Source organism: Nonomuraea glycinis (genome assembly GCF_014646515.1).
Classification (GTDB): Bacteria; Actinomycetota; Actinomycetes; order Streptosporangiales; family Streptosporangiaceae; genus Nonomuraea; species Nonomuraea glycinis.
The window spans coordinates 1-24,276 of record NZ_BMNK01000022.1 but is presented as its reverse complement, the minus strand read 5'-3'; the positions used below and the strand labels follow the sequence as shown (position 1 = coordinate 24,276).

The 24,276-nt window shown below is 69.0% G+C and carries 21 protein-coding genes; 11 read left to right on the top strand and 10 right to left on the bottom strand.

Features of this window, described 5'->3' with window-relative positions; translation table 11 throughout:
• Positions 1–105: 105 nt before the first annotated feature.
• Both IEY87_RS40300 and IEY87_RS40295 read left to right on the top strand, forming a co-directional pair.
• Positions 106–645 carry a hypothetical protein gene (locus IEY87_RS40300; protein ID WP_189144146.1) on the top strand — a complete coding sequence of 180 codons (540 nt, stop codon included), beginning with the start codon at positions 106–108 and terminating at the stop codon, positions 643–645.
• On the top strand, positions 642–1,907 hold the full coding sequence (locus IEY87_RS40295) for a S8 family serine peptidase (RefSeq protein WP_189144145.1): 1,266 nt from the start codon (positions 642–644) through the stop codon (positions 1,905–1,907). The genes IEY87_RS40300 and IEY87_RS40295 overlap by 4 nt, the downstream gene beginning before the upstream one ends.
• A gap of 53 nt (positions 1,908–1,960) precedes the next feature.
• On the opposite strand, the gene IEY87_RS40290 is transcribed toward IEY87_RS40295, so the two are convergent.
• From IEY87_RS40290 to IEY87_RS40270, 5 genes are all read right to left on the bottom strand, one after another.
• The gene (locus IEY87_RS40290; protein ID WP_189144144.1) at positions 1,961–2,977 is read right to left on the bottom strand and encodes an ABC transporter ATP-binding protein; all 1,017 of its coding nucleotides are present in this window, start codon (positions 2,975–2,977) and stop codon (positions 1,961–1,963) included.
• Positions 2,961–3,998: an ABC transporter ATP-binding protein gene (locus IEY87_RS40285; RefSeq protein WP_189144143.1), complete on the bottom strand. Its 1,038-nt coding sequence runs from the start codon at positions 3,996–3,998 to the stop codon at positions 2,961–2,963. Before IEY87_RS40285 ends, IEY87_RS40290 begins: the two co-directional genes overlap by 17 nt.
• A 13-nt stretch (positions 3,999–4,011) precedes the next feature.
• Positions 4,012–4,983, bottom strand: coding sequence for an ABC transporter permease (locus IEY87_RS40280; RefSeq protein WP_189144142.1), 972 nt, complete (start codon positions 4,981–4,983; stop codon positions 4,012–4,014).
• Positions 4,976–5,920 carry an ABC transporter permease gene (locus IEY87_RS40275; protein WP_189144141.1) on the bottom strand — a complete coding sequence of 315 codons (945 nt, stop codon included), beginning with the start codon at positions 5,918–5,920 and terminating at the stop codon, positions 4,976–4,978. The genes IEY87_RS40280 and IEY87_RS40275 overlap by 8 nt, the downstream gene beginning before the upstream one ends.
• Positions 5,921–6,047: 127 nt before the next feature.
• On the bottom strand, positions 6,048–7,685 hold the full coding sequence (locus IEY87_RS40270) for a peptide ABC transporter substrate-binding protein (RefSeq protein ID WP_189144140.1): 1,638 nt from the start codon (positions 7,683–7,685) through the stop codon (positions 6,048–6,050).
• A 472-nt stretch (positions 7,686–8,157) separates the two neighbouring features.
• On the opposite strand from IEY87_RS40270, the gene IEY87_RS40265 reads away from it, so the two are divergent.
• The 4 genes from IEY87_RS40265 to IEY87_RS40250 all read left to right on the top strand — a co-directional run bounded on the left by IEY87_RS40265 (position 8,158) and on the right by IEY87_RS40250 (position 10,390).
• Positions 8,158–9,075, top strand: a complete 918-nt coding sequence (locus IEY87_RS40265) for an ABC transporter permease (RefSeq protein WP_189144139.1) — start codon at positions 8,158–8,160, stop codon at positions 9,073–9,075.
• Positions 9,068–9,934: an ABC transporter ATP-binding protein gene (locus IEY87_RS40260; RefSeq protein ID WP_189144138.1), complete on the top strand. Its 867-nt coding sequence runs from the start codon at positions 9,068–9,070 to the stop codon at positions 9,932–9,934. Before IEY87_RS40265 ends, IEY87_RS40260 begins: the two co-directional genes overlap by 8 nt.
• 151 nt (positions 9,935–10,085) lie before the next feature.
• On the top strand, positions 10,086–10,241 hold the full coding sequence (locus tag IEY87_RS40255; RefSeq protein WP_189144137.1) for a hypothetical protein: 156 nt from the start codon (positions 10,086–10,088) through the stop codon (positions 10,239–10,241).
• Entirely contained in the window at positions 10,238–10,390 is a 153-nt protein-coding gene (locus IEY87_RS40250; protein ID WP_189144136.1) for a hypothetical protein, read from the top strand. Before IEY87_RS40255 ends, IEY87_RS40250 begins: the two co-directional genes overlap by 4 nt.
• 233 nt (positions 10,391–10,623) lie before the next feature.
• On the opposite strand, the gene IEY87_RS40245 is transcribed toward IEY87_RS40250, so the two are convergent.
• Together IEY87_RS40245 and IEY87_RS40240 are read right to left on the bottom strand one after the other, a co-directional pair.
• Positions 10,624–11,571 (bottom strand): hypothetical protein, encoded by a 948-nt coding sequence (locus IEY87_RS40245; RefSeq protein ID WP_189144135.1) that lies wholly within the window; start codon positions 11,569–11,571, stop codon positions 10,624–10,626.
• Positions 11,572–11,960: 389 nt separating this feature from the next.
• Positions 11,961–13,283: a KamA family radical SAM protein gene (locus IEY87_RS40240; protein WP_189144134.1), complete on the bottom strand. Its 1,323-nt coding sequence runs from the start codon at positions 13,281–13,283 to the stop codon at positions 11,961–11,963.
• Between the two features lie 182 nt (positions 13,284–13,465).
• Between IEY87_RS40240 and IEY87_RS40235 the strand changes: the two genes are divergently transcribed.
• From IEY87_RS40235 to IEY87_RS40215, 5 genes are all read left to right on the top strand, one after another.
• Positions 13,466–14,035: a DUF1707 SHOCT-like domain-containing protein gene (locus IEY87_RS40235; protein ID WP_225278145.1), complete on the top strand. Its 570-nt coding sequence runs from the start codon at positions 13,466–13,468 to the stop codon at positions 14,033–14,035.
• Positions 14,036–14,149: 114 nt separating this feature from the next.
• A complete protein-coding gene (plsX, locus tag IEY87_RS40230) occupies positions 14,150–15,160 on the top strand; it encodes a phosphate acyltransferase PlsX (RefSeq protein WP_263653229.1) in 1,011 nt (336 codons plus the stop codon).
• 43 nt (positions 15,161–15,203) lie between these two features.
• Positions 15,204–17,477: an HAD-IC family P-type ATPase gene (locus tag IEY87_RS40225; RefSeq protein ID WP_189144133.1), complete on the top strand. Its 2,274-nt coding sequence runs from the start codon at positions 15,204–15,206 to the stop codon at positions 17,475–17,477.
• Complete coding sequence (gene argS / locus IEY87_RS40220) at positions 17,474–19,201, top strand: arginine--tRNA ligase (RefSeq protein WP_189144132.1); 1,728 nt, start codon at positions 17,474–17,476, stop codon at positions 19,199–19,201. Before IEY87_RS40225 ends, argS begins: the two co-directional genes overlap by 4 nt.
• Positions 19,202–19,323: 122 nt before the next feature.
• Positions 19,324–20,655: a hypothetical protein gene (locus tag IEY87_RS40215; RefSeq protein WP_225278146.1), complete on the top strand. Its 1,332-nt coding sequence runs from the start codon at positions 19,324–19,326 to the stop codon at positions 20,653–20,655.
• On the opposite strand, the gene IEY87_RS40210 is transcribed toward IEY87_RS40215, so the two are convergent.
• From IEY87_RS40210 to IEY87_RS40200, 3 genes are all read right to left on the bottom strand, one after another.
• Positions 20,652–21,035, bottom strand: coding sequence for a cell division protein SepF (locus IEY87_RS40210; protein ID WP_189144130.1), 384 nt, complete (start codon positions 21,033–21,035; stop codon positions 20,652–20,654). The two genes, IEY87_RS40215 and IEY87_RS40210, sit on opposite strands and share 4 nt — an antisense overlap.
• Before the next feature lie 694 nt (positions 21,036–21,729).
• A complete protein-coding gene (locus tag IEY87_RS40205) occupies positions 21,730–22,629 on the bottom strand; it encodes a GNAT family N-acetyltransferase (protein WP_189144129.1) in 900 nt (299 codons plus the stop codon).
• Positions 22,630–23,062: 433 nt separating this feature from the next.
• Complete coding sequence (locus tag IEY87_RS40200; RefSeq protein WP_189144128.1) at positions 23,063–23,995, bottom strand: M23 family metallopeptidase; 933 nt, start codon at positions 23,993–23,995, stop codon at positions 23,063–23,065.
• Positions 23,996–24,276: the final 281 nt, after the last annotated feature.

The following is a 24,276-nucleotide window of genomic DNA, read 5'->3' as shown; positions in this document are numbered from 1 at the left end:
CGGAATGAATCATCGATCGCGTGTCAGAATGCACGGCAGTTCGGGCGCCCCCTCCCTCCGTTCGAGGTCGCCGTGCATCATGTCTGTGTTGTCCTGCTCTCCATCATGTTCGCGGTCTGGCCAGCCACCGGACCGCCCGTCCCCGACCGCTGGCGCTCGTGGCCGGTCACCCGGGTCTTCCCGGCTGCCGTGCCCGGCATCAGCCCCTCCGGGGCCCGGGTCACCTACCTGCTGACCGGCGTCGCGCCCGAGGCGCCCTGCCGGTCGGCCTTCCACCCCGGCGCGCTCCCCGCGCGGCCGGCGTGCGTCACCGCGCTGCGCGCGACGTACGCCGACAGCACGTCCACGTTCGTGGCCACGGTCGGCATCGCCGTGCTGACCGGGTTCGGCGAGCCGGCGGTGTCCGGCGTCTCCCGCCCGCCCACGGTGCGGCCGGTGGCCTTCCCCGGCGGGCCCGCCGAGCGCTTCGGCGAGCTCCAGTACGTCACCGGGGTCGTGATCGGCTCGCACGAGCGCTACCTGGTGGCCACGGCCGCCGGGCACGCCGACGGCAGGCCGTACCGGCCGGGTGACCGGGCCGACAGCCGGCTGCGCGGCATCGCCAGGCAGCTCGCCTTCGAGCTGCACCGAGGTCTGACCGGATGAGGTGGCGGTGGCGCCGGCCGCGGACCTGGACGAGGTGGTGGCGGCGTCTGCCGCGGACCTGCCTGCTGCCGCTGCTGCCCCTGCTGCTGCTGGGCTGTGTGACAGCGCTGCCAGCCGGTGGCGTGGCGGCGACCGTGCCCGCGCAGGACACGACCCGCGACGACGACGTGGGGGCCATGGCGCGGGCCAGGCAGTGGCAGCTCTCCCTGCTGCGGCTGCCCGAGGCGTGGCGGACCAGCAGAGGCGAGGGGGTGCTGGTGGCCGTGCTCGACACCGGTGTCCGCGCCCATCCGGATCTCGGCGGCGTCGTGGTGCAGGGCCCCGACCTGACCGGCGCCGCGCGGACCGGCGGCATGTGGGGGCACCACGGCACGGCCATGGCCAGCCTGATCGCCGGCCGCGGCCATGGCCCGGGCCTCGGCGTGATCGGCGTGGCTCCCGCGGCCCGCGTACTGTCGGTCAGGGTCACGCTGGAGAGCGCCGACCCCCGGCGCGAGCTGCTGCGCTCGGGCGGGCGGCACGCGCTGGCCAGGGGCATCCGCTACGCGGTCGACCACGGCGCGGACGTGATCAGTATGTCGCTGGGCGGGGGCAGCGGCGCGTGGGAGGGCGCGGCCGCCGAGGAGGAGGCCGTGCAGTACGCCATCGCCCGCGGTGTCGTCCTCGTGGCCTCCTCCGGCAACGACGGCGACACGACCAACAGGAAGACCTTCCCCGCCGCCTACCCGGGGGTGATCGCCGTCGGCGCCGTCGACAGCCGGCTCCGGCCGGCCCGCTTCTCCAACCGGCGGGACTACCTGTCGGTCGTGGCGCCCGGGACGGGCATCGTCACCGCGAGCGCCTTCGGCGACTACGTGGTCGGCGACGGCACAAGCTCCGCGGCCGCCATGGTCGCGGGTATCGCCGCGCTGATCAGGTCGGCCCATCCGGACCTGTCGCCCTTCCAGGTCCGCCGGGCCATCGAGCGCGGCACCAGGCAACGGCCGCCCGGCGGCTACGACAGCTCCTACGGGCACGGGGTGGCGAACGCGGTGCTGGCCCTGCGCGAGGCGGGCCGGCTGGCCGTGACGCCCCCGCTGCCCGGCGGCGGCTCCGGCGCGGCCGGGGCGGCGCCCCCGCCACGAGCCCACTTCGGGGACGGCCCGCCCGCCGAGCCGCCCGCCTCGCGGATGGCGGTGGTGGTGGGCATGGTGCTGCTGGCGGCGGGGATGTCCGCGCGCGTGGTCGGGCGGCAGCGGCGGCGCTGCCGGGACCTGACCTGACGAGACACCGAGGCCCTCCACAGCGATCCTGTGGAGGGCCTCGGCCGCCTCGACTAGTTGACGTGCACCACGTCGTGCGTCTCGGCGAAGTGGCACGCGCTCTCGTGCGTGGTGCCCGGCCTGATCTGCAGCAACGGCTCCTCCGTCGCGCAGATCTCCTGCGCCTTCCAGCAACGGGTGCGGAAGCGGCAGCCCGACGGCGGGTTGGCCGGCGAGGGCGGGTCACCCTGCAGGATGATCCGCTCGCGCTGCTCCCGGCCCTCGGGGTCCGGGACCGGCACCGCCGACAGCAGGGCCTGGGCGTACGGGTGCGCCGGCTTGTCGTAGATGTCGACATCGTTGCCGATCTCGACGACCTTGCCGAGATACATCACCGCGACCCTGTCGGAGATGTGGCGTACCACCGACAGGTCGTGGGCGATGAAGATGTACGCCAGGTTGAACTCGTTCTGCAGCCGCTCCAGCAGGTTGATGACCTGCGCCTGGATCGACACGTCGAGCGCGGAGACCGGCTCGTCGCAGACGATGACCTCCGGCTGGAGCGCCAGCCCACGGGCGATGCCGATGCGCTGCCGCTGACCGCCGGAGAACTGGTGCGGGTAGCGGTTGATGTGGTCCGGGTTGAGGCCCACGACCTCCAGCAGCTCCTGCACCTTGCGGGCGCGGTCGCCCTTCGGCGCGACCTCGGTGTGGATGTCGTACGGCTCCCCGATGATGTCGCCGACGGTCATCCGCGGGTTCAGCGAGGTGTACGGATCCTGCATCACCATCTGGATGTTGCGGCGCATCCGCTTGAGCTCGGCGCCCCTGGCCTTGGCGATGTCCTTGCCGTTGATCATCACCGAGCCGGAGGTCGGCCGCTCCAGCGCCATGAGCACCTTGGCCAGCGTGGACTTGCCGCAGCCCGACTCGCCCACGATGCCCAGCGTCTCGCCCCGGTCGAGGTCGAAGGAGACCCCGTCCACGGCCTTGATGGCGCCGATCTGCCTCTTCATCACGATGCCCTGGGTCAGCGGAAAGTGCTTGACCAGATCGCGAACCTCGAGGATGCGCTCACCCTTGGTCGCCATCGAGGACCTCCCTCCAGTAGTGGCAGGCGCTGTTACGGGTGCCGCCGATCTCGTAGAGCGGGGGGGCGTCGGTCACGCAGTCGTCCTGCCGGTAGGGGCACCGGGGATGGAAGGCGCAGCCGGTCGGCATGTCGAGCAGGTTCGGCGGCAGGCCCTTGATGGCGTACAGCTCGTGGCCCTTGAGGTCGACCCTGGGGATCGACTCCAGCAGGCCCTTCGTGTACGGGTGGGCGGGCGCCTTGTAGATGTCGTGCACGGAGGCGTTCTCCACGATGCGCCCGGCGTACATGACCGCGATCTTGTCGGCGACGTCGGCGACGACGCCGAGGTCGTGCGTGATCAGGATCATGCCCATGTTGCTCTCGCGCTGCAGCTCCGCGAGCAGCTCCATGATCTGCGCCTGGACCGTCACGTCGAGCGCGGTGGTCGGCTCGTCCGCGATCAGCACCTCGGGGTCCAGTGCGATCGCCATGGCGATCATGATGCGCTGCCGCATGCCCCCGGAGAACTGGTGCGGATAGTCGTTGACGCGCTGCTTGGCGGCCGGGATGCGCACCTTGTCCATCAGCTCGACGGCCTTCTTCATGCCGTCGCGCTTGGACATGCCGCGGTGCACCCGGAACATCTCGCTGATCTGCCAGCCCACGGTGAAGACCGGGTTGAGCGCGGAAAGCGCGTCCTGGAAGATCATCGCGATGCGCTGGCCACGCACCTGGGTGCGCGCCTCCTCCGACAGCTTGAGCAGGTCGGTGCCGTGGAAGCGGACCTCCCCCTGGGGGATGCGCGCGGGCGGCACGTCGAGGATGCCCATGATGGCCTGAGCCGTCACGGACTTGCCCGAGCCGGACTCGCCGAGCACGGCGACCGTCTCGCCGGGGTTGAGCGAGTAACTCACCCCGTTGACGGCCCGTACGACGCCCGCGCGGGTGGCGAACTCCACGTGCAGGTTGTCGACGTCGAGCAGCGGACCGTTGCCTCGCCCTCCCTCGGCGGGCAACTCGTCCAGCGATGTCTTGCTCACTTGAACCCCCCTCCTACCTGAGCTTCGGATCGAGCGCGTCGCGTACGGCGTCGCCCAGCATGATGAACGCGAGCACGGTGACGCTCAGGAACACCGCGGGGAAGACCAGCGGCAGCGGAGCCTCCAGGAACCGGTTGCGGGCGTCGGCGATCATCAGGCCCCACGAGATGTCGGGCGACTGGACGCCGACCCCCAGGAAGGACAGCGCGGCCTCGGCCGCGATGAACCCGCCCAGGTTGATGGTGGCCACGACGATCACCGGAGCGACCGCGTTCGGCAGCAGGTGCTTGAACATGACCCGGGCCTGGCTCGCGCCCAGCGCCCGTGCGGCCAGCACGAAGTCCTGGCCTCTGGCCGTGAGGACGGCGGCCCGCATGATGCGGAACGTCATCGGCCAGGCCAGGATCGACAGCGCGATCACCACGAGCCAGATGCCCAGGCTCGCGTCCCGGAACGTCGCCGTGATGAGCAGCGCGCCCAGGATCGACGGGATGGCGAAGAAGACCTCGGTGACCCGGGAGGTGATCGTGTCGGTGAGGCCGCCCCTGGCGCCCGCGATGAGGCCGAGCAGCCCGCCCACCAGCGCGGTGATGACCGTGGTGGTGACACCGATGATGATCGAGTTCTTGGCGCCGTAGATGGTCCTGGCGAACACGTCACAGCCGAGGCTGTCGCGGCCGAACGGGTGGCCGGAGCTCGGCCCCTGCCGGGCGGTGGACAGCTCGCAGGTGCGCGCGTCGAACGGGTTGATGGAGGTGAACAGCGAGGGCCAGAACGACATGACCAGCAGAATGGCGATGAGGATCAGCGAGAAGATGAACATCGGCCTGCGGCGCAGGTCGTACCACGCGTCGCTCCACAGGCTCGCCGAGCGGGCCGCCTTCTTGCGGCCCCCGGCCGGCGGCGGACTCGCCGTGGCCTTCTCGTCCGTCGTCAGCGTCTGGGTGTCCTGGGGCACAGGTCCGGCCTGTGGCATGTCACTCATAGCGGATCCTCGGGTCGAGCACTGCGTACAACATGTCGACAACCAGGTTCGCCACGATGTACACCAATACCAGGATGGTCACGATACCGACGACGATCGGCTGCTCGCGCAGGTAAACGCCCTGATAGAGCTGCAGGCCGATGCCCGGCAGGTTGAAGATCGTCTCGGTGATCACCGCGCCGCCCATGAGGGCGCCGAGGTCTGCTCCCAGATAGGTGACCATCGGGATCAGCGCGTTGCGCAACCCGTGCCTGCCGACGACTCTCCGTCTGGACAGGCCCTTGGCCGTGGCGGTGCGGATGTAGTCCGATCTCAGGGTCTCCACCAGGCTCGTTCTGGTGAGCCGGGTGAGATACGCGATCGACGTCCCGGCCAGCACGAACCCTGGCAGCAGGTACGATTTCAGCCCCTGTGTGGCGCCCGCGATCGGAAAGACCTCGAAGCCCACGGTCTGCTTGAGCCAGACGCCCAGCCACAGCTGCAGGACGAACCCGGTGACCAGCGTCGGGACGGAGATCAGCAGCAGCGTCGAGGCGAGGATCGCGGTGTCGGTGGCCCTGCCACGGCGCAGCGCCGCCCACAGGCCCAGCACGACGCCGATGACGGCCTCCATGACCAGCGCAACCAGCGCCAGGTTCAGCGTTACCTGGATCTTGCCTGCCATCAGCTGGCTGACGGAGACGCCAGCGAAGGTCTTCCCGAAGTCGCCGTGCAGGAAGACGCCGCTGATGTAGTACCAGTACTGCAGCAGCAGCGGGTCGTTGAGATGGTATTGGTCGCGAATGATCGCGACGATGTTCGGGTCCAGCCGCTTCTCGCCGGCCAGCGCCTCTACGGGGTCACCGGGAAGCGCGAAGACAATCGCGAAGATGAACAGGGTGGCGCCCAGCAGGACTGGTATCGCCTGAATGAGGCGCCTGATGATGTATCGGCCCATACAAGTCTCCCGTACATGCCAGAAGGCAGTGCCTGGGATCCAGGGTTAGCACAGGTCCAGACGACTGCCTTCGAAGCGGGCTCTCAGGGGGCGAGCCGCCAGCGCAGCCGCCCCCCGAAAACGAAAGTCAGGCCTTCTCGACCTCGGCCCATTCAACCTGGTTGAGCAGGTTGATCTTGACGTTCTTAACCTTGTTCGAGTAGCCGGAGTTGTTCCGGTAGAAGTACACCGGAACGTACGGGAGGTCCTTGATCAGGACATCGTCGGCCTGCTGGTAGAGCTTCAGGCCCTCTTCGGCGGTCGCGGCCTGGTCACCCTTGGCCACCAGGTCGTCGAACTCCTTGTTGGAGTAACCGGCGTAGTTGGAGCCGGTCTTGATCGCGCCGGTGGAGAAGATCGGCGACAGGTAGTTCTCCGCCGACGGGTAGTCGATCGCCCAGCCCATGCGGAACATGCCCTTGTACTTCTTGGCGTCCAGGTCGTCGAGGATGTTGGCGAACTTCTCGAACGGCTTGACCGTCACGTCCACACCGAGGTTGGCGCGCAGGTTGTTGGCGACGGCCTCGATCCACTCCTTGTGGCCACCGTCGGCGTTGTAGCCGAGCTCCAGCTTCGCCGGGCCCTTGGCCGCGGCGTACTGCTCCTTGGCCTTGCCCGGGTCGTAGGTGCAGGCCGCGCAGGCGCCCTGACGGTAGCCCGCGATGGCCGGGTTGATGAAGTCGTCGGCGGGTGCACGGGTGCCGGAGAAGACCGTCTCGGCGATGGTCTTCCTGTCGATGGCCATCGAGATGGCCTCGCGGACCTTGATGTCCTTGTACTCGTCGTTGTACTGCAGGGGGAAGCCGATGTAGCCGACGCCGGCGTCCGGCTGGTCCTGGTAGCGGTCGCCAAGGGCCGTCTTCGCGCTGGCGATCGCCGAGGCGGGCAGCGCGTCGTGGATGTCCACGTTGTCGGCCTGGAGGTCGTTGTAGGCCGTCTCGGAGCTGTTGTAGAGCTTGAACTGGAGCTTGGTCCAGCCCTTCGGCTTCGTGCCGGGGTACTTGTCGTACACCGTCATGTCGACCGTCTGGTCGGTGCCCTTCTTGTAGGGCTTGTCGAGCTTGAACAGACCCTGGCCGATGGGCTGCTCGCCGAACGCCGCGGTGACCTTGCCGTCGTCGCCGAAGGCGGCCTTGGGCAGCGGGTAGAACGCGGTGTAACCGAGCATCACCTTGAACTGGGAGAACGGGGCCGCCAGCTTGACGGTGAAGGTGGTGTCGTCGACGGCCTTGAGACCCGACATCTCCTTGGTCGTGACTTCCTTGCCCTCACCGGGGTTGAGGTCGGCATAGCCCTCGACGCGGCCGAAGAAGTAGCCGGCACCCTGGGCGTTGTCCTGGTTGGCGGCGTAGTTCCACGCGTCGACATAGTTCTGCGCGATCAGCGGCTCACCGTTGTGCCAGGTGTAACCCGGCTTGAGCTTGATCGTCCAGGTGACGTTGTCATCACTGGTGATCGACTCGGCGGCGGCCTCGACCGCCTCCTTGTTCTCGTTGTAGTTCACCAGGGGCTCGAAGACCGCGGCGAGTACCTCCGCACCCTCGGACTCGGTGGTGTTGGAGGGGACCAGCAGGTTCTGCGGCTCGCCCAACTCCATGCGGACCGGCGTGTCGCCGCCACCCGCCGCGGAGTCGCCAGACTGGGTGGCACCGCCGCCACACGCGGCGACCGCGAGGGCGAGCAGCGCGGTACCGGCGACAATCCGTGCGCCTCTAGTAACACGCATGGTAAAAAATCCTCCCTCTAACCAAGTGGACGTAAGCCCTGAGCTGCGTTGATCGTGAGCAGCCTGACGGGAGGTTCCTTGTGATCCACCCGGATTTGGCTGACCTGGTCAAACCAGCTGACGCCCTGCCAGTCGATCGCGACTATCCCTTACTACTTGCCACCAGCGAGTCTCTGGCGCGTTGCAGTTCGGTCACACGTGCGCCTTTGCAGCGTCACACCCATACCCGCCAAACGGCCTCAAACCGAATGAATCGGCCAGACGGGCATAGGCCAGGACGTGAACGCACGATGAAAATTACCTCTTACCAGCCGGTGCTCGCGCCGTTGCCGCCGTGGCCGGGCCCGCTGAGCTACGGTTGAGCGAGTCTTGACGGTGCCTTGGAACCGGGCATCGTCAGCGTCCGTCCAACTGTCGCCGCAGTCCCCTGCGGCAGGCACCTCAACCACCCCGATCCAATAGAGTCCTTGCCATGAGCCAGCCGGAATCCGCAGTCGCGGACGCCCAGGCGGGCGGCCGAAGCGCGCAGGAGCCGCTGGCCAAGCTCGCCCAGAGATACGGTCTTCGCCGCGCCATCGCGCGGCCGAGGTTCCATGTCTATCTGCGCCAGCTCGTAGAGCGGCGACACTTCATCCTGACGTACGCCACCTCGCGCAACGTCTCGAAATACTCCAGCTCCGCGCTCGGTCAGCTCTGGCAGGTGCTGACCCCGCTGCTGAACGCCGCCATCTACTACGTGATGTTCGGCATCGTCCTGGGCGGCCGGGACGGCGTCGTGAACTACCCGGCCTTCCTGCTCACCGGCATCTTCGTCTTCACCTACACGCAGCGCAGCTTCACCGCCGGCGCCAAGTCCATCTCCGGCAACCTGTCGCTGATCCGCGCCCTGCACTTCCCACGCGCGGCGCTGCCGCTCGCCTACACCATCCAGGAGCTGCAGCAGCTCGCCATCTCCATGGGCGTGCTGGTGCTGATCGTGCTGATCACCGGCGAGGTGCCGACCTGGTACTGGCTGATGATCCCGGTCGTGCTCGTGTTGCAGACGATGTTCAACATCGGCGCCGGGCTGGTCATGGCCCGCATGGGCGCCTCGATGCGGGACCTCAACCAGTTGCTCCCGTTCATCACCCGCACCTGGCTCTACGCCTCCGGTGTCTTCTTCTCCATCCAGGACAAGGTGGTCGGCAGCGCGGAGCTTCCGCAGTGGGTCGCCACCGCCATGTATCTCAACCCCGCCGCCGCGTACATCGAGTGGATGCGGGATATTCTCATCTACAAGCACATCCCCCCGGCGATGGTGTGGGCGCCTTGCGTATTCTGGGCAGTGTTCGCACTCGGCTTCGGCTTCTGGTACTTCTGGCGGGCCGAGGAGAGGTACGGGCGTGGCTGAACTGACCAAGGAGCTGTCACAGGTGAAGGGTGAGGAGCCCGCCGTCCGCGGCAAGGACGTCAGGGTGCATCCCAACCCGGAGCCTCCGGCGAAGGGCCCCTTGGACGCACCCACCGGTACGCCGACCGTCATCGTCGACGACCTGCACATCGTCTACCGCGTCTACGGCGCGGCGTCGGAGAACGAGAAGGGCAACGCGGTCAACGCCCTCACGCGCATTCTCAAGCGCCAGGGCAGGCCGCAGATGAAAGAGGTGCACGCCGTCAAGGGCGTCTCCTTCGTGGCCTATCACGGCGACGCGATCGGCGTCGTGGGGCGCAACGGCTCGGGCAAGTCCACGCTGCTGCGCGCCATCGCCGGCCTGCTGCCGCCGCACGAGGGCGCCGTCTACACCGACGGGCAGCCCTCCCTGCTCGGCGTCAACGCCGCGCTCATGCGCGAGCTCACCGGCGAGCGCAACATCGTCCTCGGCTGTTACGCGATGGGCATGACGCCGGCCGAGGTCCGGGAGAAATACCAGGAGATCGTCGACTTCTCCGGCATCGATGAGTTCGTCCAGCTGCCGATGTCGACCTACTCCTCCGGCATGGGCGCCCGCCTGCGCTTCGCGATCTCCTCGGCCAAGACCCACGACGTGCTCCTCATCGACGAGGCGCTGGCGACGGGCGACCGCGAGTTCCGCAAGAAGAGCGAGCAGCGCATCCGCCAGATCCGCGAGTCCGCCGGCACCGTCTTCCTGGTCGCCCACGACCTGAAGGTGATCGAGCAGACGTGCAACCGGGTGATCTGGCTGCACAAGGGGAAGATCAAGATGGACGGCGACCCCAAAGAGGTCCTCGCCGCCTACACCAAGGGCTAGCCCCCCGCGGTCCTGCGCGCCGCCACTCCATTCGCTGCTGTGTGCGAAAACTGAGCCATGCGTGGCGTAAGAGACTGACATCGCCAACCTGTGTCCGATAGGATTCGAACGTCGGTTCGAGCATGGGAACGGCGATGGAGTGGGGGACGCGATGGGCGAGCTTTCGGCCGCGATCGACCACCTGGACACCGAGGACGTGTCCGAGATCCCGCGGACGCAGCTGGCTGAGCAGCTGCTCGATCTGCACTGGCAGATGGCGCGGCTGCAGGCCCAGATCGCTCGCCGCACGGGGGTTCGGCTGCCATGACGGGACAGAGAAGAGCCGCCGGCCCTGTCTGGGCCGGCGGCTGGGGCTCGGCGGTGCCGCTGCCCTGCAAGGAGCGGCACCACACGAGCCTGCCGGGCTTGGCGGCCCGGCTTGAGGGTGAGCTCGCTCGCTGGCGCGAGGGCTCTTGACCCGTACGCGTCAGGCTTCGACGCCCTGGCATCTCAGGGGGCTTCGAAGGCGGGACGCGTTCGGTGCGACGGTGTTCCCTGGCGCGTGAGACGCGCCGTCGAAGGGCACCCGCCGCGCGTGAACGCCACCTTGCCGCGGTGCGGCGGTCCATGAGACGTCGGCACCTCTGACGCTCACGGACCTCCGCATCGCCGCCGGTCGGCCGGCGTTCAGCACGTTGTGCGACAGGGGGTCAGCGACCCACGTGACTGGTCAGTGCGGCCGTGGTCCAGCCCAGCGAGGTGATCGCGTCGGCGTAGATCCCGGCGGCCTTGGTCCCGTTGGCGGCGACGACCGTGGAGGCGTCGTCGATGAGAGGGGAGATCTCGTCGATGACGGCGAGCTGCGTGGCGGCCGGGAGCGTCTCGACGAGCGGCGTCAGCTCGGCCGGCACCACCCGTCCGATCGCCGGCGCCAGCTCGCCGCTGCGGGTCGAGGGCAGCGCGTTCTTGGCCGCCTCGGCCAGGCCGACCACCGAGCTCTCCATCGACAGGGTGCCGGCGCCCTGGGTGGCGCCGTTCATCGTCCTGGTGGTGGTGTCGGTGGCGTCAGGCAGCAGGTTGGCGCTGGTCAGCTTGGCCATCGCGCCGCCCAGCGAGCCCTCCACCAGGTCGGCCACCGAGGCGAAGGCGCCGCGCAGCGTCTGCTCCTCGGCGGCCTTGACCTGGAAGCTCTGGACCTGCCTGACACCGCCGGGCCCCGCCATGCGGGCGGCGCCGCCGGGCACCACACCGCCGGGCACCACACCGCCGAGCGCGGGCAGGTTGCCCAGCAGCCCACCGGTCAGCGGCAGGCCGGCGACCTTGGGGCCGAGCTCGGGCCGCGGCCGCGAGTGAGGGGTGATGTCCTCGTAGGAGTTGGGGCTCCCCATGTGCTCGGTCTGGTCCTCCGCGTCCACCTGGCCGCCGAGCGGCAGGGCGCCGCCGAGCAGGCCGCCGAGCACCCCCGCACCCGTGAGCTGGCTGAGCAGGTTCCCCGCGCCTCCGGCGGCGTCCCCGCCGAGCAGGCCGCCGAAGGGGTCGTCACTGGGCGCTTGCTTGACGCCGTGGTCGTTGACCTCGGCGTGGACCGGCGCGGCCAGAGCCGCCGCCGCCAGCCCGAATGATGTGACGGCCACCGCCGTCTTGATTACACGTTTCATGATTGCCTTCCCGGCTCGTGATCGATCGCGCTCGAATGCAGTGGAAATGCGAATCGATAACCCCCGAATGCCGTGGCGTACGCGCTATGGGCACCACACGAAGCGCGCCGTCCCGGCTGAGCTACTGACGCAGTTCTATCACCATCGGAAGACTCGCGTCGGCCGCTAAAAGCCAGCGTGACACGGGCTTTGTGGGCAAGTTACGTAGCGGCGTAAGGGTAATGAACGGGAGGACAAGTCGGGAAATAGCAGGAGGCTATTTCGGTTATTCAGTGGACGTCTCCCACGACATGGAAGGGCGCCCACACGGCCCGTGAACAAGCGTCGACAAACAAATGTCGCGGGCCGGGGGCGCAAATTTTCCGGTTGCGGTAGACGCGCTTGACCGCTCAGACCGGCAGGAGGGCGTCCTCGGTGGAGGCCTCGAACGGGAAACGGTCGGCGAACGCCGGCCGCAGGTCCGTCAGCCAGACCGCCGACGGATCGTAGTGGGCGAAGAACGGCCGCCCCACCAGCGCGGGATCACGCGACTGGATCAGGTGGAGCACGAAATACCGCTGACCGTCGATCTCGGTGACGCCATCGACGCACACCTTGCCGGGCGTCGAGGACATGGACGGCCCCCGCACGGTCCGGCAGAGCCCGGACACACTCGCGTAGGCATCCCTGAAGATCTCGTACGCTCGGGCGAGCGGCACCGCGAAGTAGTCCTGCGGACCGGTGTCGCGCTCGACGAACATGTAATAGGGGATCATCCCCATCGCGTGCTGCCGGCGCCACATGGCCGACCACACTGCGGGATCGTCATTGATGGACCTGATGAGCGGCGCCTGGGTCCTGATCGTCGCCCCGCTGTCGAGAATGCGCCGGACCGCCGACTCCACCAGCGGTGACTCCAGCTCGCGCGGGTGCGAATAGTGGGCCATGAACGCGAGGTTCTTGCCCGCCCGTACGACCTCCTCGAACAGGCCGAGCGTGGCGTCCGCGTCGGGATCGGTGACGAAGCGCTGCGGCCAGTAGGCCAGCGCCTTGGTGCCGATCCTGATGGACTCCAGCTGCTCCAGCTCGAGCAGCGGCCCCAGGTAACGCCTGATCACCGACTCGCCCATGATCATGGCGTCGCCGCCGGTGATCAGGACGCTGGTGACCTCCGGATGCCGGCGGATGTAGTCCACCATCTGGTCAACATCGTCGGAGGCGAACTTCAGATCGGCGTCGCCGACGAACTGCGCCCAGCGGAAGCAGTAGGTGCAGTAGGCGTGACAGGTCTGCCCCTGCTTGGGGAAGATGAGCACTGTCTCTGGATATTTGTGCTGAAGTCCTGGCACCGGCTCGTCGCCGATGCGTGGGACGTTGAGCTCCTTCTGGCCGGCGGGGTGCGGGTTGAGCTGGGCTCGCACCCGGTTGGCCTCGGCCTGGATCTCGGCGTTGGGCGCCTCGGCCTTCAGAAGGTCGGCCAGCCTGGCGACGTCGGCCGCGGGAAGCATGTCCTCCTGCGGGAAGACCAGGCGGTACATCGGGTCGTCGGGCGCGGCCGACCAATCTATGAGTTCGTCGACGACGTAGGCGTTGGTCCGGAAGGGCAGCACCGTCGCGACGGCGCGCACCTTCAGCCGCTGGTCATCGTCGAGTCCAGCTCGCAGCAGGAGGTCATCGAGATGCTTGGACGTGTATGCCCGGAAGCGCCGCGTTCCTGCTTGGTTCAAGATCACTAGGCCGTTCCCATCTTTTTTGTTCGATCTGCTGTAAACCTCATGCCCCCGTCGTGCGTCTAGGGCTCTTATATCGGGACGCGGCCCACCACGGCTACGGTTCCGTGTGAGCTCCAGATTTCTTGGGAGCTTCGTTACCTAAAAAGTCGCGACATATCGCGATTAGTCTTAGACTGGCCGTCGTGACCGACGATCCCGTACTGCGAGCCTCCGACGCCGACCGCGACCACGCGGCCACCCTGCTCGGCGAGGCCTACGCCACCGGCCGACTCACCACCGTCGAGCACGCCGATCGGCTCGAAGCCGTCTACACGGCCAAGACCATGGGCGACCTCGTCCCCCTGACCCACGACCTGCCCCAGGTGCCCGGCGGCACGAGCGCCCCGGCCGCCCTGCAGAAGCAGACCGTCAACACCGTCTTCAGCAAGGTCATCAAGCGCGGGCGCTGGATCGCCTCCCGGCACACCCATCTGGCGGCCACCTTCGGCGCCCTCGTCGTGGACCTGTCCCAGGCCGTCCTGCCGGGGCGCGAGATCACGGTGTCCGTCAGCGCGTTCTGCGCCAAAATGATCATCCGGGTGCCGCCGGACGCCCAGGTGATCGACGAGGTGGGCGCGCTGTTCGCCAAGCGCCAGGTCTCCGGCGACTCGGGCGGCGACGGGCCGGTGATCAGGGTCGTCGGCCAGGCCACGTTCAGCAAGGTCATCGTGGCCCGCACCGTCTCGGACTGGAACCTGAGCGGCGACGCCTGACGGTCCGCCCACCGGTTAACCTGGGATCGGCCGTGCCTACGATGCGGACATCAGGCACAACCGCGCTCCGGCCACGCGACACGAACCGGATCGCTGGCCGTACGAGGTGACCATTTGTCCGACAGCAGGCCGATCGCGCTCGACGCCATGGGCGGCGACCACGCGCCCCACGAGATCGTGGCGGGAGCCGTGCACGCCGTGCGGGAGCGTGGACTGCGGGTGGTGCTCGTCGGCTCGCCCCGGGTGCTCTACGAGTCGCTCGCCGAGCTGGACGCCACCCATGAGATTCCCATCGTGCGCGCCGAGGAGGCGCTGGCCATGGACGAGGGCGCGCTGGCCAGCCTGCGCCGCCCCCGCTCCAGCATCGCGATCGCCTGCCACCTGCTGCGCCGCGGCGACGTGTCGGCGGTGGTGTCGGCCGGCTCCACCGCGGGCATCGTGGCCACCGGCAAACTACGGCTCAAGACCCAGCAGGGCGTGCTCCGACCGGCCATCGCCGTCGCCCTGCCCACCCTGCCGCACCCCACCCTGCTCCTGGACGCCGGCGCGAACGCCGAGGTCAAGCCCGAGGTGCTGGTGCAGTTCGGGCACCTGGGCGCCGCCTACGCCGAGCTGGCCTACGGCATCGACGCGCCCAGGGTCGGCCTGCTCACCATCGGCAGCGAGGCGGAGAAGGGCAGCAAGGTCGTCAGGCGGGCGCACGAGCTGCTCGAGGCCGCGCCCGGCCTGCACTTCGTCGGCAACGTCGAGGGCTACGACCTGCTGACCGGCAAAGCGGATGTGATCACGACCGACGGCTTCACCGGCAACGTGGCGCTCAAGACCATGGAAGGCGCGGTCCGCTACGCCTTCGACGAGCTCAGGCAGACCATCGGCGGCAGCCCGCTGGCCCGGCTGGGCGCGTTCATGCAGCGCACCCGCTTGCGCGAGCTCAGCCGCCGCCTCGACGCCGAGGCCCATGGCGGTGCGGTGCTGCTCGGCCTGAACGGCACCGTGGTGATCGCGCACGGCTCGTCCAAGGCCAAGGGCATCAGCGCCGCCTGCCGGCTCGCGGCCGACCTGGCGACGGCCGGCCTCGTGGCCGGCATCGGCGAGCGGGTCCAACGTCCTCACAGGTCGCGCTGACCCCCGGTAGGGTGAGTCCCCGTCCGCACATCGGGGGGTATGCGTGCATGGGCTGACGTCCGCGCAGGTCGCGGAGGCTAAGACCAACGACGTGCCGCGCCGGTCCAGCAGGTCGCTGAGCGCGATCATCCGGGCGAACGTCTTCACCCTCTTCAACCTGGTCATCGGCCTGTTATGGGCGCTCATCCTGATCTTCGGCGCGTGGCAGGACGGCATGTTCGGCCTCATCATGGTCGCCAACGTGCTGATCGGCGTCGTCCAGGAGCTGCGCGCCAAGCGCACCCTCGACCGGCTGGCCGTCGTCGGCCAGAGCCCCGTCACCGTCCGCCGCGATGGCCAGGACCAGGAGATCCCGCCGCACCAGGTGGTGCTCGGCGACCTCATCCTGCTCGGCCCCGGAGACCACCTGCTGGTCGACGGCGAGGTCGTCGCGTCCGACGGGCTGGAGATCGACGAGTCGCTGCTGACCGGCGAGGCCGACCCGGTGCACAAGCGGCCCGGCGACCGCGCCCTGTCGGGCAGCTTCGCCGTCGCCGGGACCGGCGCGTTCAGGGCCACCGCCGTCGGCGCCGACGCCTACGCCGTACGGCTGGCCGAGGAGGCGAGCCGGTTCCACCTGGCGCATTCGGAGTTACGCGACGGCGTGGCCAGGTTCATCAAATACATCACCTGGCTGGTCATCCCGATCGGCGCCCTGCTCATCTACAGCCAGCTGCGCAACGCGGCCGACTTCGGCGCCGCCATCACCGGCGCGGTCGCCGGCATCGTCACCATGATCCCCGAGGGGCTGGTGCTGATGACCTCGATCGCCTTCGCCGTCGGCGTCGTACGACTCGGCCGGCGCGGCTGCCTGGTCCAGGAGCTCCCCGCGATCGAGGGCCTGGCCAGGGTGGACGTCCTCTGCCTGGACAAGACCGGCACGCTCACCGCCGGCGGCATGAAGCTGGACCGGGTGCTGCACCTGCGCGACGGGCTGCCCGTCGAGGACGCGCTCGCCTCCCTGGCCGCCGCGGACTCCCGGCCCAACGGCACCGCCAAGGCCATCCGGGCGAGCCACCCCGTCGCGCCCTGGCAGCCGCTCGACACCGTGCCGTTCTCCTCCGCCCGCAAATGGAGCGGCGCGGACTTCGGGCCGCACGGAACCTGGCTGCTGGGCGCGCCCGACATCCTGCTGGCCCCCGGCGCCGACGGCTACGACCAGGCCGCCGAGCTGTCCGCCACCGGTGCCCGGGTGCTGGCGCTGTGCCGTACCAGCGACCTGTCGGCGCCCGAGCACTGCGCGCCCGCCGCGCTGATCACGCTCGAACAGCGGGTCAGACCCGACGCCGAGGAGACGCTGCGCTACTTCGCCGCGCAGGGCGTCACCGTCAAGGTCATCTCCGGCGACAGCACCGCCGCCGTGTCGGCCATCGCCACCGGCCTGAAGATCCCCGGCGCCGACCGCGCCCTCGACGCCCGCACGCTGCCCGACGACGACCCGGACCGGCTCGCCGAGCTGCTCGACTCGCACACCGTCTTCGGCCGCGTCACCCCGCAGCAGAAACGCCGCTTCGTCGGCGCGCTCCAGGCGCGCGGCCACACCGTGGCGATGACCGGCGACGGCGTCAACGACGTCCTCGCGCTGAAGGACGCCGACCTGGGCATCGCGATGGGCGCGGGCAGCCCGGCGACCAAGGCCGTCGCGCAGGTGGTGCTGCTCGACGACCGGTTCGCCACACTGCCGCACCTGGTCGGCGAGGGCCGCAGGGTGCTGACCAACATCGAACGGGTCTCCGGCCTGTTCCTCACCAAGACCTTCTACGCCATCGTGCTGTCGCTGGCGACCGGCGTGCTGGGCATGATGTTCCCGTTCACGCCACGGCACTCGACCCTGGTGAACGCGGTGACCATCGGCCTGCCCGCCCTGTTCCTGGCGCTGGCGCCGGCGATGGACCGGGCCCGCGCCGGGTTCGTGCCCCGGGTGCTCCGGCTGGCCGTACCGGCCGGGGTGATCTGCGCCGTCGCCGTGCTGCTGGCGTACGGGGCGGCCCGCAGCGGCAGCCTGGAGCAGGACCGCACCTCAGCGGTGCTCGCGCTCTTCCTCACCACCTGGTGGGTGCTCGTGCTGATCGCCAGGCCGCTCAACCGGTGGCGGATCGCCCTGGTCGGCGCCATGGCCGCGCTGTTCGCGGCGGCTCTGGCGCTGCCGTTCGTCCGGGATCTGTTCGCACTGCGTACCGGCGATCCGGCCGACGGTCTGACCGCCGTCGGCATCTCCGTGGTGGCGGCCGCGGCGATCAGCATCGCGGTCAGGCTCGCCGGTACCCTTAGACCATGACCGACCCGCAGATAGTGCTCACCGAGCGCGTCCAGCAGGCGCTGGCGTCCGCGTTCGGCTCCGAGCACGCCGACGCAGACCCGCTGATCCGGCCCTCCCAGTTCGCCGACTTCCAGGCGAACGTCGCGATGAGCCTGGCCAAGCGCCTGCGACGGTCCCCGCGGGAGGTCGCCGAGTCGATCCGGGTCGCGCTGACCGACTTCCCCGGCACGGTGGAGGTCAGCGGCCCCGGCTTCCTCAACATCACGCTCGACGACTCGTGGATCGCCGGCGAGGCCACGGGCATGCGCGAGGACGCCCGCCTCGGCGTGCCCGCCGTCACCCCGCCGCAGACCGTGGTGATCGACTACTCCGCGCCCAACGCGGCCAAGGAGATGCACGTCGGCCACCTGCGCACGACGATCGTCGGCGACGCGCTGGCGCGGGTGCACGAGCGCCTCGGCAACCACGTCGTCAGGCAGAACCACCTGGGCGACTGGGGCACCCCGTTCGGCATGCTCATCGAGCATCTGCTCGACATCGGCGAGCAGGCCGCCGTCGCGCAGCTCGAAGCCGGCATGGGGACTGAGTACTACCAGGCGGCCAGGGCCAAGTTCGAGGCCGACGAGACGTTCAAGACCCGCGCCCGGGTGCGGGTGACCACGCTGCAGTCGGGCGACCCCGAGACCATCCGGCTCTGGCACGTCTTCATGGACGCCACCGTCCGCTACTTCAACAAGATCTACGCCATGCTCGGCGTGACGCTCACCGACGCCGACATCGCCGGCGAGAGCATGTACAACCCGATGCTGGAGAAGACCTGCCAGGACCTGGAGGCCGCCGGGGTGGCGGCCATCAGCGACGGCGCGCTCTGCGTCTTCCCGCCCGGCTTCACCGGCTCCGACGACAAGCCGCTCCCCCTGATCATCAGGAAGAGCGACGGCGGCTACGGCTACGCCTCCACCGACATGGCGGCCATCCGCTACCGGGTGCACGACCTCAAGGCCGACCGCATCCTCTATGTCGTGGGCGCGGACCAGGCGCTGCACTTCCGCATGGTGTTCGCCGCTGGCCGGCTGGCCGGCTGGCTCCCCGACACCGTCGACGCCCAGCATGTGCAGATCGGCATGATGCTCGGCAAGGACGGCCGCAGGTTCAAGACCCGCTCCGGCGAGTCGGTGAAGCTGAGCGACCTGCTGCAGGAGGCCGTCGACCGCGCCTCGGCGCGCCTGGCCGACCGCGGCTACGACGAGGCCACCCGCGAGGAGATCGCGCACGCGGTGGGCATGGGCGCGGTGAAGTACGCCGACCTGTCGGTCAGCCACGACACCGAGTACGTCTTCGACTTCGACCGCATGCTGGAGTTCCACGGCAACACCGGCCCCTACATGCAGTACGCCACCGCCCGGATCCGCTCGATCTTCCGCAAGGCCGGGATGGAGCCGGCGCAGGCCACCGCGTCCATCGTGCCCGCCGAGCCCGCCGAGCGCGCCCTGGCGCTGCACCTGCTGGGCTTCGGCGAGATCGTCGGCCAGGTCGCGGCCCACTCCGAGCCGCACCGGCTGTCGGCGTTCCTGTTCGAGACGGCCAGCCTGTTCAGCACCTTCTACGAGCAGTGCCCGGTGGTCAAGGAGGGCGTCGACGCCGAGACCAGCGCGCACCGGCTGGCGCTGTGCGCGCTGACGCTGCGGGTGCTGGAGTCGGGGCTCGACCTTCTGGGCGTCCCTGTCCCCGCCCGCATGTAAACAGGGCGGTTAGCGCGAAGTCCCCCGTTCCGTCGTGGGCGCGCCTCCGCCTCGAAGGCGCGCTCACCGGGTTAGGCTTTACGCGGTCATGAACTGAGGCCGACATGGGGGAGTTCTCTGCCTTGAGCACGGATCTGACTGCTGGCCCCCAAGCAGCGGCGGAGCTTCGCCGCTACGCGGAGGCACTGCTGTCGCACCTGGCGGCCAACGGCACCGCGCCTCCCTCAGCGCCTGGCTTCGCCGACATTCCCGGTCACTGGCTGCCGCCCGCCGTGGAGGCGCTGGTGGCGATCCTCGGCGGTGACGACCCGCTGGAGCCGCTGAGCAAGGCGGCCGGCCGTGACCAGCAGCACACGGCGCTCTTCCTCTGCCTGGCGCTGGCCGTGGCGGGGCACGGCAGCCGCGTCCACGCCTCCTGGCTCGGCACCGCCTTCGGCGACCTGTCCCTCGACCACCCGGTCACGCACGGCCAGCGCTCCCTGTGGCTCGCCGCGGCCAGGGGCGCCTACGGCCCGGCCGGCAAGATCTTCGTGCTGCGCAAGCTGGACGCGCTGGCGGTGCAGGAGCACGCCGACCCGCAGCAGTGGGTGCAGGCTCTGGTGCCCGACGAGCCGTCGGTCGTGGTGCCCGCCTCCCTCACCGACTTCCCCGAGATGGCGGAGATCCCCGAGCTGGGCCGGCCCGCCCAGGCGGCCGCCCGGCTGGCCAGGCTGCGCTCCCGCTGCGAGGAGATCACCTCGACGAGACAGGCCGAGCACAACTCCGCCACCACCCTGACCAACGACGCCGCCAGCCCGGCCACGGCATGGGCCGAGGACGAGCCGCTGGCGGTGCTGCGCTCACTGATCGGGCTGGGCACCCCGCCGGGGCCGCTGGCCTCGCTCAGCTCGCATCTCCTCGACGACCTGCGCCCCGGCGCCGATCTGCACTTGACGGCCATCGCCCTGCACGTGGCCGGGCCGATACTGCGCGGCTTCGCGGAGGAGCTGGAGGCCGACTGCCGGCTGGAGCCACCCGCCACGGTGACCGTGACGTTGCTCGGCCACCCCATCGAGCTGCATCCGGAAGGCCCCGACCCCACCACGCTGGCCGCCGCGGAGGCCTCGATCGTCCTGGCCGGCACCACGCCACGCCGCCCCCCGTGGGACGTGGCGCTGCTGGCCGTCGCAGGTGTGGCGTGTCTGGCAGGGGCGGTGCTCGGCCCCACGCTGCTCGCGGCGGCGGGAGTGGCCCTGCTGGGCCTGGCCGGCTGGCGGCTCTGGCGGCGGCGTAAGGCCGCCGAATCCGACGCTCGCTATGTGGCCGCCCAGATCAGCGAGCTGAAGGAGCTGGCCGACGGCGCGGTGTGGGCGCTGCACGCCTACGCCCGCGAAGCCGAAGGCCGCGCCAAGCAGGCCGCCGACGACTCCGCCGAACTCTCCCGGCTGATCCGTCGCGGCCCGCGCGCGGCCTAGCTCGTCTCGATCTCCACGTGCGCCGGGGCGAGCAGGAACACCCGGTCGGCGATCCGCTCGATCCGTCCCTCGCACCCATAGGCCAGCCCCGCGGCGAAGTCGACCATCCTGGTCGCCTCCGGCATCGCCATCCCCGTCACATCCATGATCACGGTCTGACCCTCGCGGAAGTACTGGCCGATCAACGGTGCGTCGTTGTACTTCAGCGGCTGGACCATCACGATCCGTGACGATTCGCTGCTGGAGCGCCACCTGCGAGCCGCCCTCTCGGTCGCAGGCATGTACTCCTCTTCGTACTGCCCGTCGTCGTCGTAGCCCTCGTCGTAGTGGTCGATCCCGCTCAGGCCAAGGTAGCCCGCTACCTTACGCACTGCCCCCATCGGCTTGTCCTTTCCTCAGGAACTCACCGCAATCGGCACGTCCCGACACATTGGACGGTAACCGACGATTCCGTGTTCGCCTTGCGACACGCCCAGCGCTAATTGTATTTTGTACGGCTTGCGTCCTGGTTTCATCTCAATATCTGGGCCCGTATAGCAGCGGTTCATGCGCCCGTTGATCGCGGACGCCTTCACCGGGCCGGCATTCAAGGGTAATCCCGCAGCGGTCCTGCCTGCTGGAAGATCCCATTGCCGACGCGTGGGCGCGGTCCGTGGCCCCGGAACCAGGCCTGTCCGAGACGCCTTCCTGACTCAGCGGCGACCGCTCACATCCTGTATTCGATGCACGGCGACAGAGCCCGTCGAATTCCGCACCATGGCGGAGCCCGAACCGTGAATCGCGACCTCGACAGCATGATCACAATAGATTTCCCGGCTGCGAAAGTGACTCTCGCCACAGGTGCCGAAGCCTCGCACAAAAGTCTCGGCCCCACTTCTGCGCGGCCGGGAAGAAGCGACTTCGACCTGTTGTCGGCGCTGGGGGACGTGGCGTGGGTGACACTCGACGGCGACCGCGTCCAGCTCGCGGGACGCGCCGTCACCGTCCTCTCTGACCCCTCGCACATCTCGCCTCCCAACAGCCACTAACTCCGGGGACTGCCCGTATTCAGATCGCAAATCACCTCCGCGCATGTCACAATCGCGCATCGCTTGCGGACCTGGCGTGAAACTGCAGGCTCCGGGCCCTGTCCCGAAACCCGAGCCCGCGATAGAACCGCCCCGGCCCGGGGTAGGCGTCGTCGCCGCGTGGCGCCACCACCGCCACCTCCGCCCCCCTCTCCCGCGCGGCCCGCAGCCCCGCCAGACACGCCGCCCTGGCCAGCCCTCGGCCACGATGCGCCGGCACGGTGCCCACCGGCTCCAGCACCACCGCCTTGACGGCGTCGTCCAGCCAGAGCAGACAGTAGGCCGCGACGCTCCCGTCCGGCGCCACCACGCACCAGTCCAGGTCCCCCTGGTACGGCCAGGCGTCCCGTACGGCTCTGTAGCTCTCCACACTGACCCGTGACGGGTGGAAGGCAGCCCGATGTGCCATCACCCGGCCCGGCACGTCCTCGTCGCCCACAGGTCGCGCGACGTACCCGGCCGGCAGGCGGATCTCCGGCAGCGCCTCCAGGCCGCGACTCAGCCCGCGATTCAGCTGCACGAAGAACGGCCCGTCGTCGGCCCTCAGGTAACCGCGCCGCTCGATCGCCTCGATCAGGTGTGTCTCGGCGCTGGAGACGACGACACTGCGATCAGCATCCCGTACGGTCTCCTCGAACCACCCCAGCACCTCATCCACCAGCTCCGGGCGGGCCGGATCGACAGCCAGCTCCAGATGCCCCGGCAGTTCGATCCACCCCCAGGCCAGCGTCCGCCCGCCGGTGTGCCACAGCATGGTCGGCCATTCAGGCTCGCGCCCCACATGCTGGAACCGCCCCCAAGCCAGATCCCCGACATGCCAGCGGGACTCCGGGGACCAGATCCGGCTGGTGAGCTCCTGCATCGCCCGAAGGTCGCGAGGGCCGGCGTAGCGCCGCGTGTTGACCATGAACGGCAGTCTCGCGGATCGGGCCGACAGTTCTGGGCGAAGACGAACGACCCATCACCGGACAGACACCAAAAGGAGCATCCCGGGCCGCCGGGCAGCTAGCAACAAGCGTGCCCCGTGCTGCCGGACAGCCAACCAACTGAAGGCGTGCCCCGGGCCGCCGGACACACCGCCCGTCCGGCGCCCAGCCGTAATGCCTCGGCGCACTGCCCACCGGCTCGATCTCCACCGCCCTGACCGCGGCCTGGACGGACCGGCCCATTCGGGACGGGCCGCGTCACCGCCCTCGGGACGGCCTTGTAATCGTTTTCGGGATGGGCCGCACCACCGCCGCCGCTCTGGTGAGGCAGGGTGCGGCATCCCGGTCCTGCTGTACTCAGGTCAGTCCAGTACTCGGGTCAGTCCTGGTATCGGGTCAGTCGCAGTGCTCGGGTCAGTCGCAGTGCTCGAACAGGCTGTCGTACTTGGTCGAGCCGATGGCGCCGCCCCACTTGACGCAGGTACGCAGGGCCTTGGCCTTGACCGGGCCGGCGTAGTACTGGAAGGAGCCGGCGTCGGTGGCGCGCTTCTGGCCCTTGACCTCAAGATAGGCGTTGGCGCTGACCTTGCCGCTGCCGCTCTTGCGCACGGTGGTGACGCAGTTCTGTCCGGTTGCCGCGGAGTAGAGCAGGTAGACGCTGCCCTGCGAGCCCAGGGCGGCGGAGTCGACGCGCTTGAAGCCCGAACCGCAGATCTGCTCGGGGGTGTACGGGTTGGATCCCGTGGGCTTGGATCCTGTCGAGGTGCTCTTGGGCGGGGTCGCGCCGCTTCCGCAGTTGTTGGACTTGATCTTCTGGCCCGGGTACCCGAAGGTGGCGCCGTTGAATGAGGCCCGAACGATCTTCCCGCTGGAAGTGCGCTGCTCGTAGTGCAGGTGAGCGGCCATCTTGTACTTGGCCGACGTCTTGCCGACCTCGCCGATCTTCTGGCCCTGGCTGACGTTGGCGCCGTTGGAGACATGGCGCTTCTTGAGATGAGCGTAGAGGGTGACACTGCCGTCGGAATGACGGATCTTGACGACGTTGCCGAAACCGTCGGCGGTGCGGTATTCGGACATCACGACCTTGCCGGCGGCAGCGGCCACCACGGTCCTGCCTTCATCGGCGTTTCCGTCGGTCGCTGACCCGTTGAAGTCGATTTCAGAGCCGGTGTGGGCCGAACTGCCCGTGCTGCCCACCCAGGTTTCGTTACATGGGAAGGGCAACTGGAACGTGGGGGCGGCGGCGCGCACGCCTTCCGTCTCTGCCGCACTGGCGGTGCCGACCGCACTCATGCCGACCAAGGGAAGAGCGACGCCACAGAGGCCCGCGATCAGGATCTTGCGCATGCGGAAAGGCTGCCATCCCGATGATTAGGACGTCTAGAGTATTCGCTCATACTTCACCCAGACAGTTGATATTTGTCGGAATCGTAGCGAGACAGGGACGTACCGTGATCCATAGCCTCAGCTCCCTGAACAACAAAAAAAGGGGTCCTCACGCTTCCAGGCGTGAAAACCCCCTCCCGCAAGCCCCACACCGTGAGACGTGGAACCCTCCTGGAACTCTCCAGAAATGCAGGTAGGGCCCCGACACATGTCGGGGCCCTACCTGAAAGATTGTCCGGCGG

Coding starts and splice junctions, on each gene's coding strand:
- IEY87_RS40295 (WP_189144145.1), top strand. CDS start 642: ATGAGGTGGCGGTGGCGCCGGCCGCGGACCTGGACGAGGTGGTGGCGG.
- IEY87_RS40300 (WP_189144146.1), top strand. CDS start 106: ATGTTCGCGGTCTGGCCAGCCACCGGACCGCCCGTCCCCGACCGCTGG.
- IEY87_RS40265 (WP_189144139.1), top strand. CDS start 8,158: ATGAGCCAGCCGGAATCCGCAGTCGCGGACGCCCAGGCGGGCGGCCGA.
- argS (WP_189144132.1), top strand. CDS start 17,474: ATGACCGACCCGCAGATAGTGCTCACCGAGCGCGTCCAGCAGGCGCTG.
- IEY87_RS40280 (WP_189144142.1), bottom strand. CDS start 4,983: ATGAGTGACATGCCACAGGCCGGACCTGTGCCCCAGGACACCCAGACG.
- IEY87_RS40255 (WP_189144137.1), top strand. CDS start 10,086: ATGGGCGAGCTTTCGGCCGCGATCGACCACCTGGACACCGAGGACGTG.
- IEY87_RS40245 (WP_189144135.1), bottom strand. CDS start 11,571: ATGAAACGTGTAATCAAGACGGCGGTGGCCGTCACATCATTCGGGCTG.
- IEY87_RS40290 (WP_189144144.1), bottom strand. CDS start 2,977: ATGGCGACCAAGGGTGAGCGCATCCTCGAGGTTCGCGATCTGGTCAAG.
- IEY87_RS40250 (WP_189144136.1), top strand. CDS start 10,238: ATGACGGGACAGAGAAGAGCCGCCGGCCCTGTCTGGGCCGGCGGCTGG.
- IEY87_RS40275 (WP_189144141.1), bottom strand. CDS start 5,920: ATGGGCCGATACATCATCAGGCGCCTCATTCAGGCGATACCAGTCCTG.
- IEY87_RS40270 (WP_189144140.1), bottom strand. CDS start 7,685: ATGCGTGTTACTAGAGGCGCACGGATTGTCGCCGGTACCGCGCTGCTC.
- IEY87_RS40200 (WP_189144128.1), bottom strand. CDS start 23,995: ATGCGCAAGATCCTGATCGCGGGCCTCTGTGGCGTCGCTCTTCCCTTG.
- IEY87_RS40205 (WP_189144129.1), bottom strand. CDS start 22,629: ATGGTCAACACGCGGCGCTACGCCGGCCCTCGCGACCTTCGGGCGATG.
- IEY87_RS40210 (WP_189144130.1), bottom strand. CDS start 21,035: ATGGGGGCAGTGCGTAAGGTAGCGGGCTACCTTGGCCTGAGCGGGATC.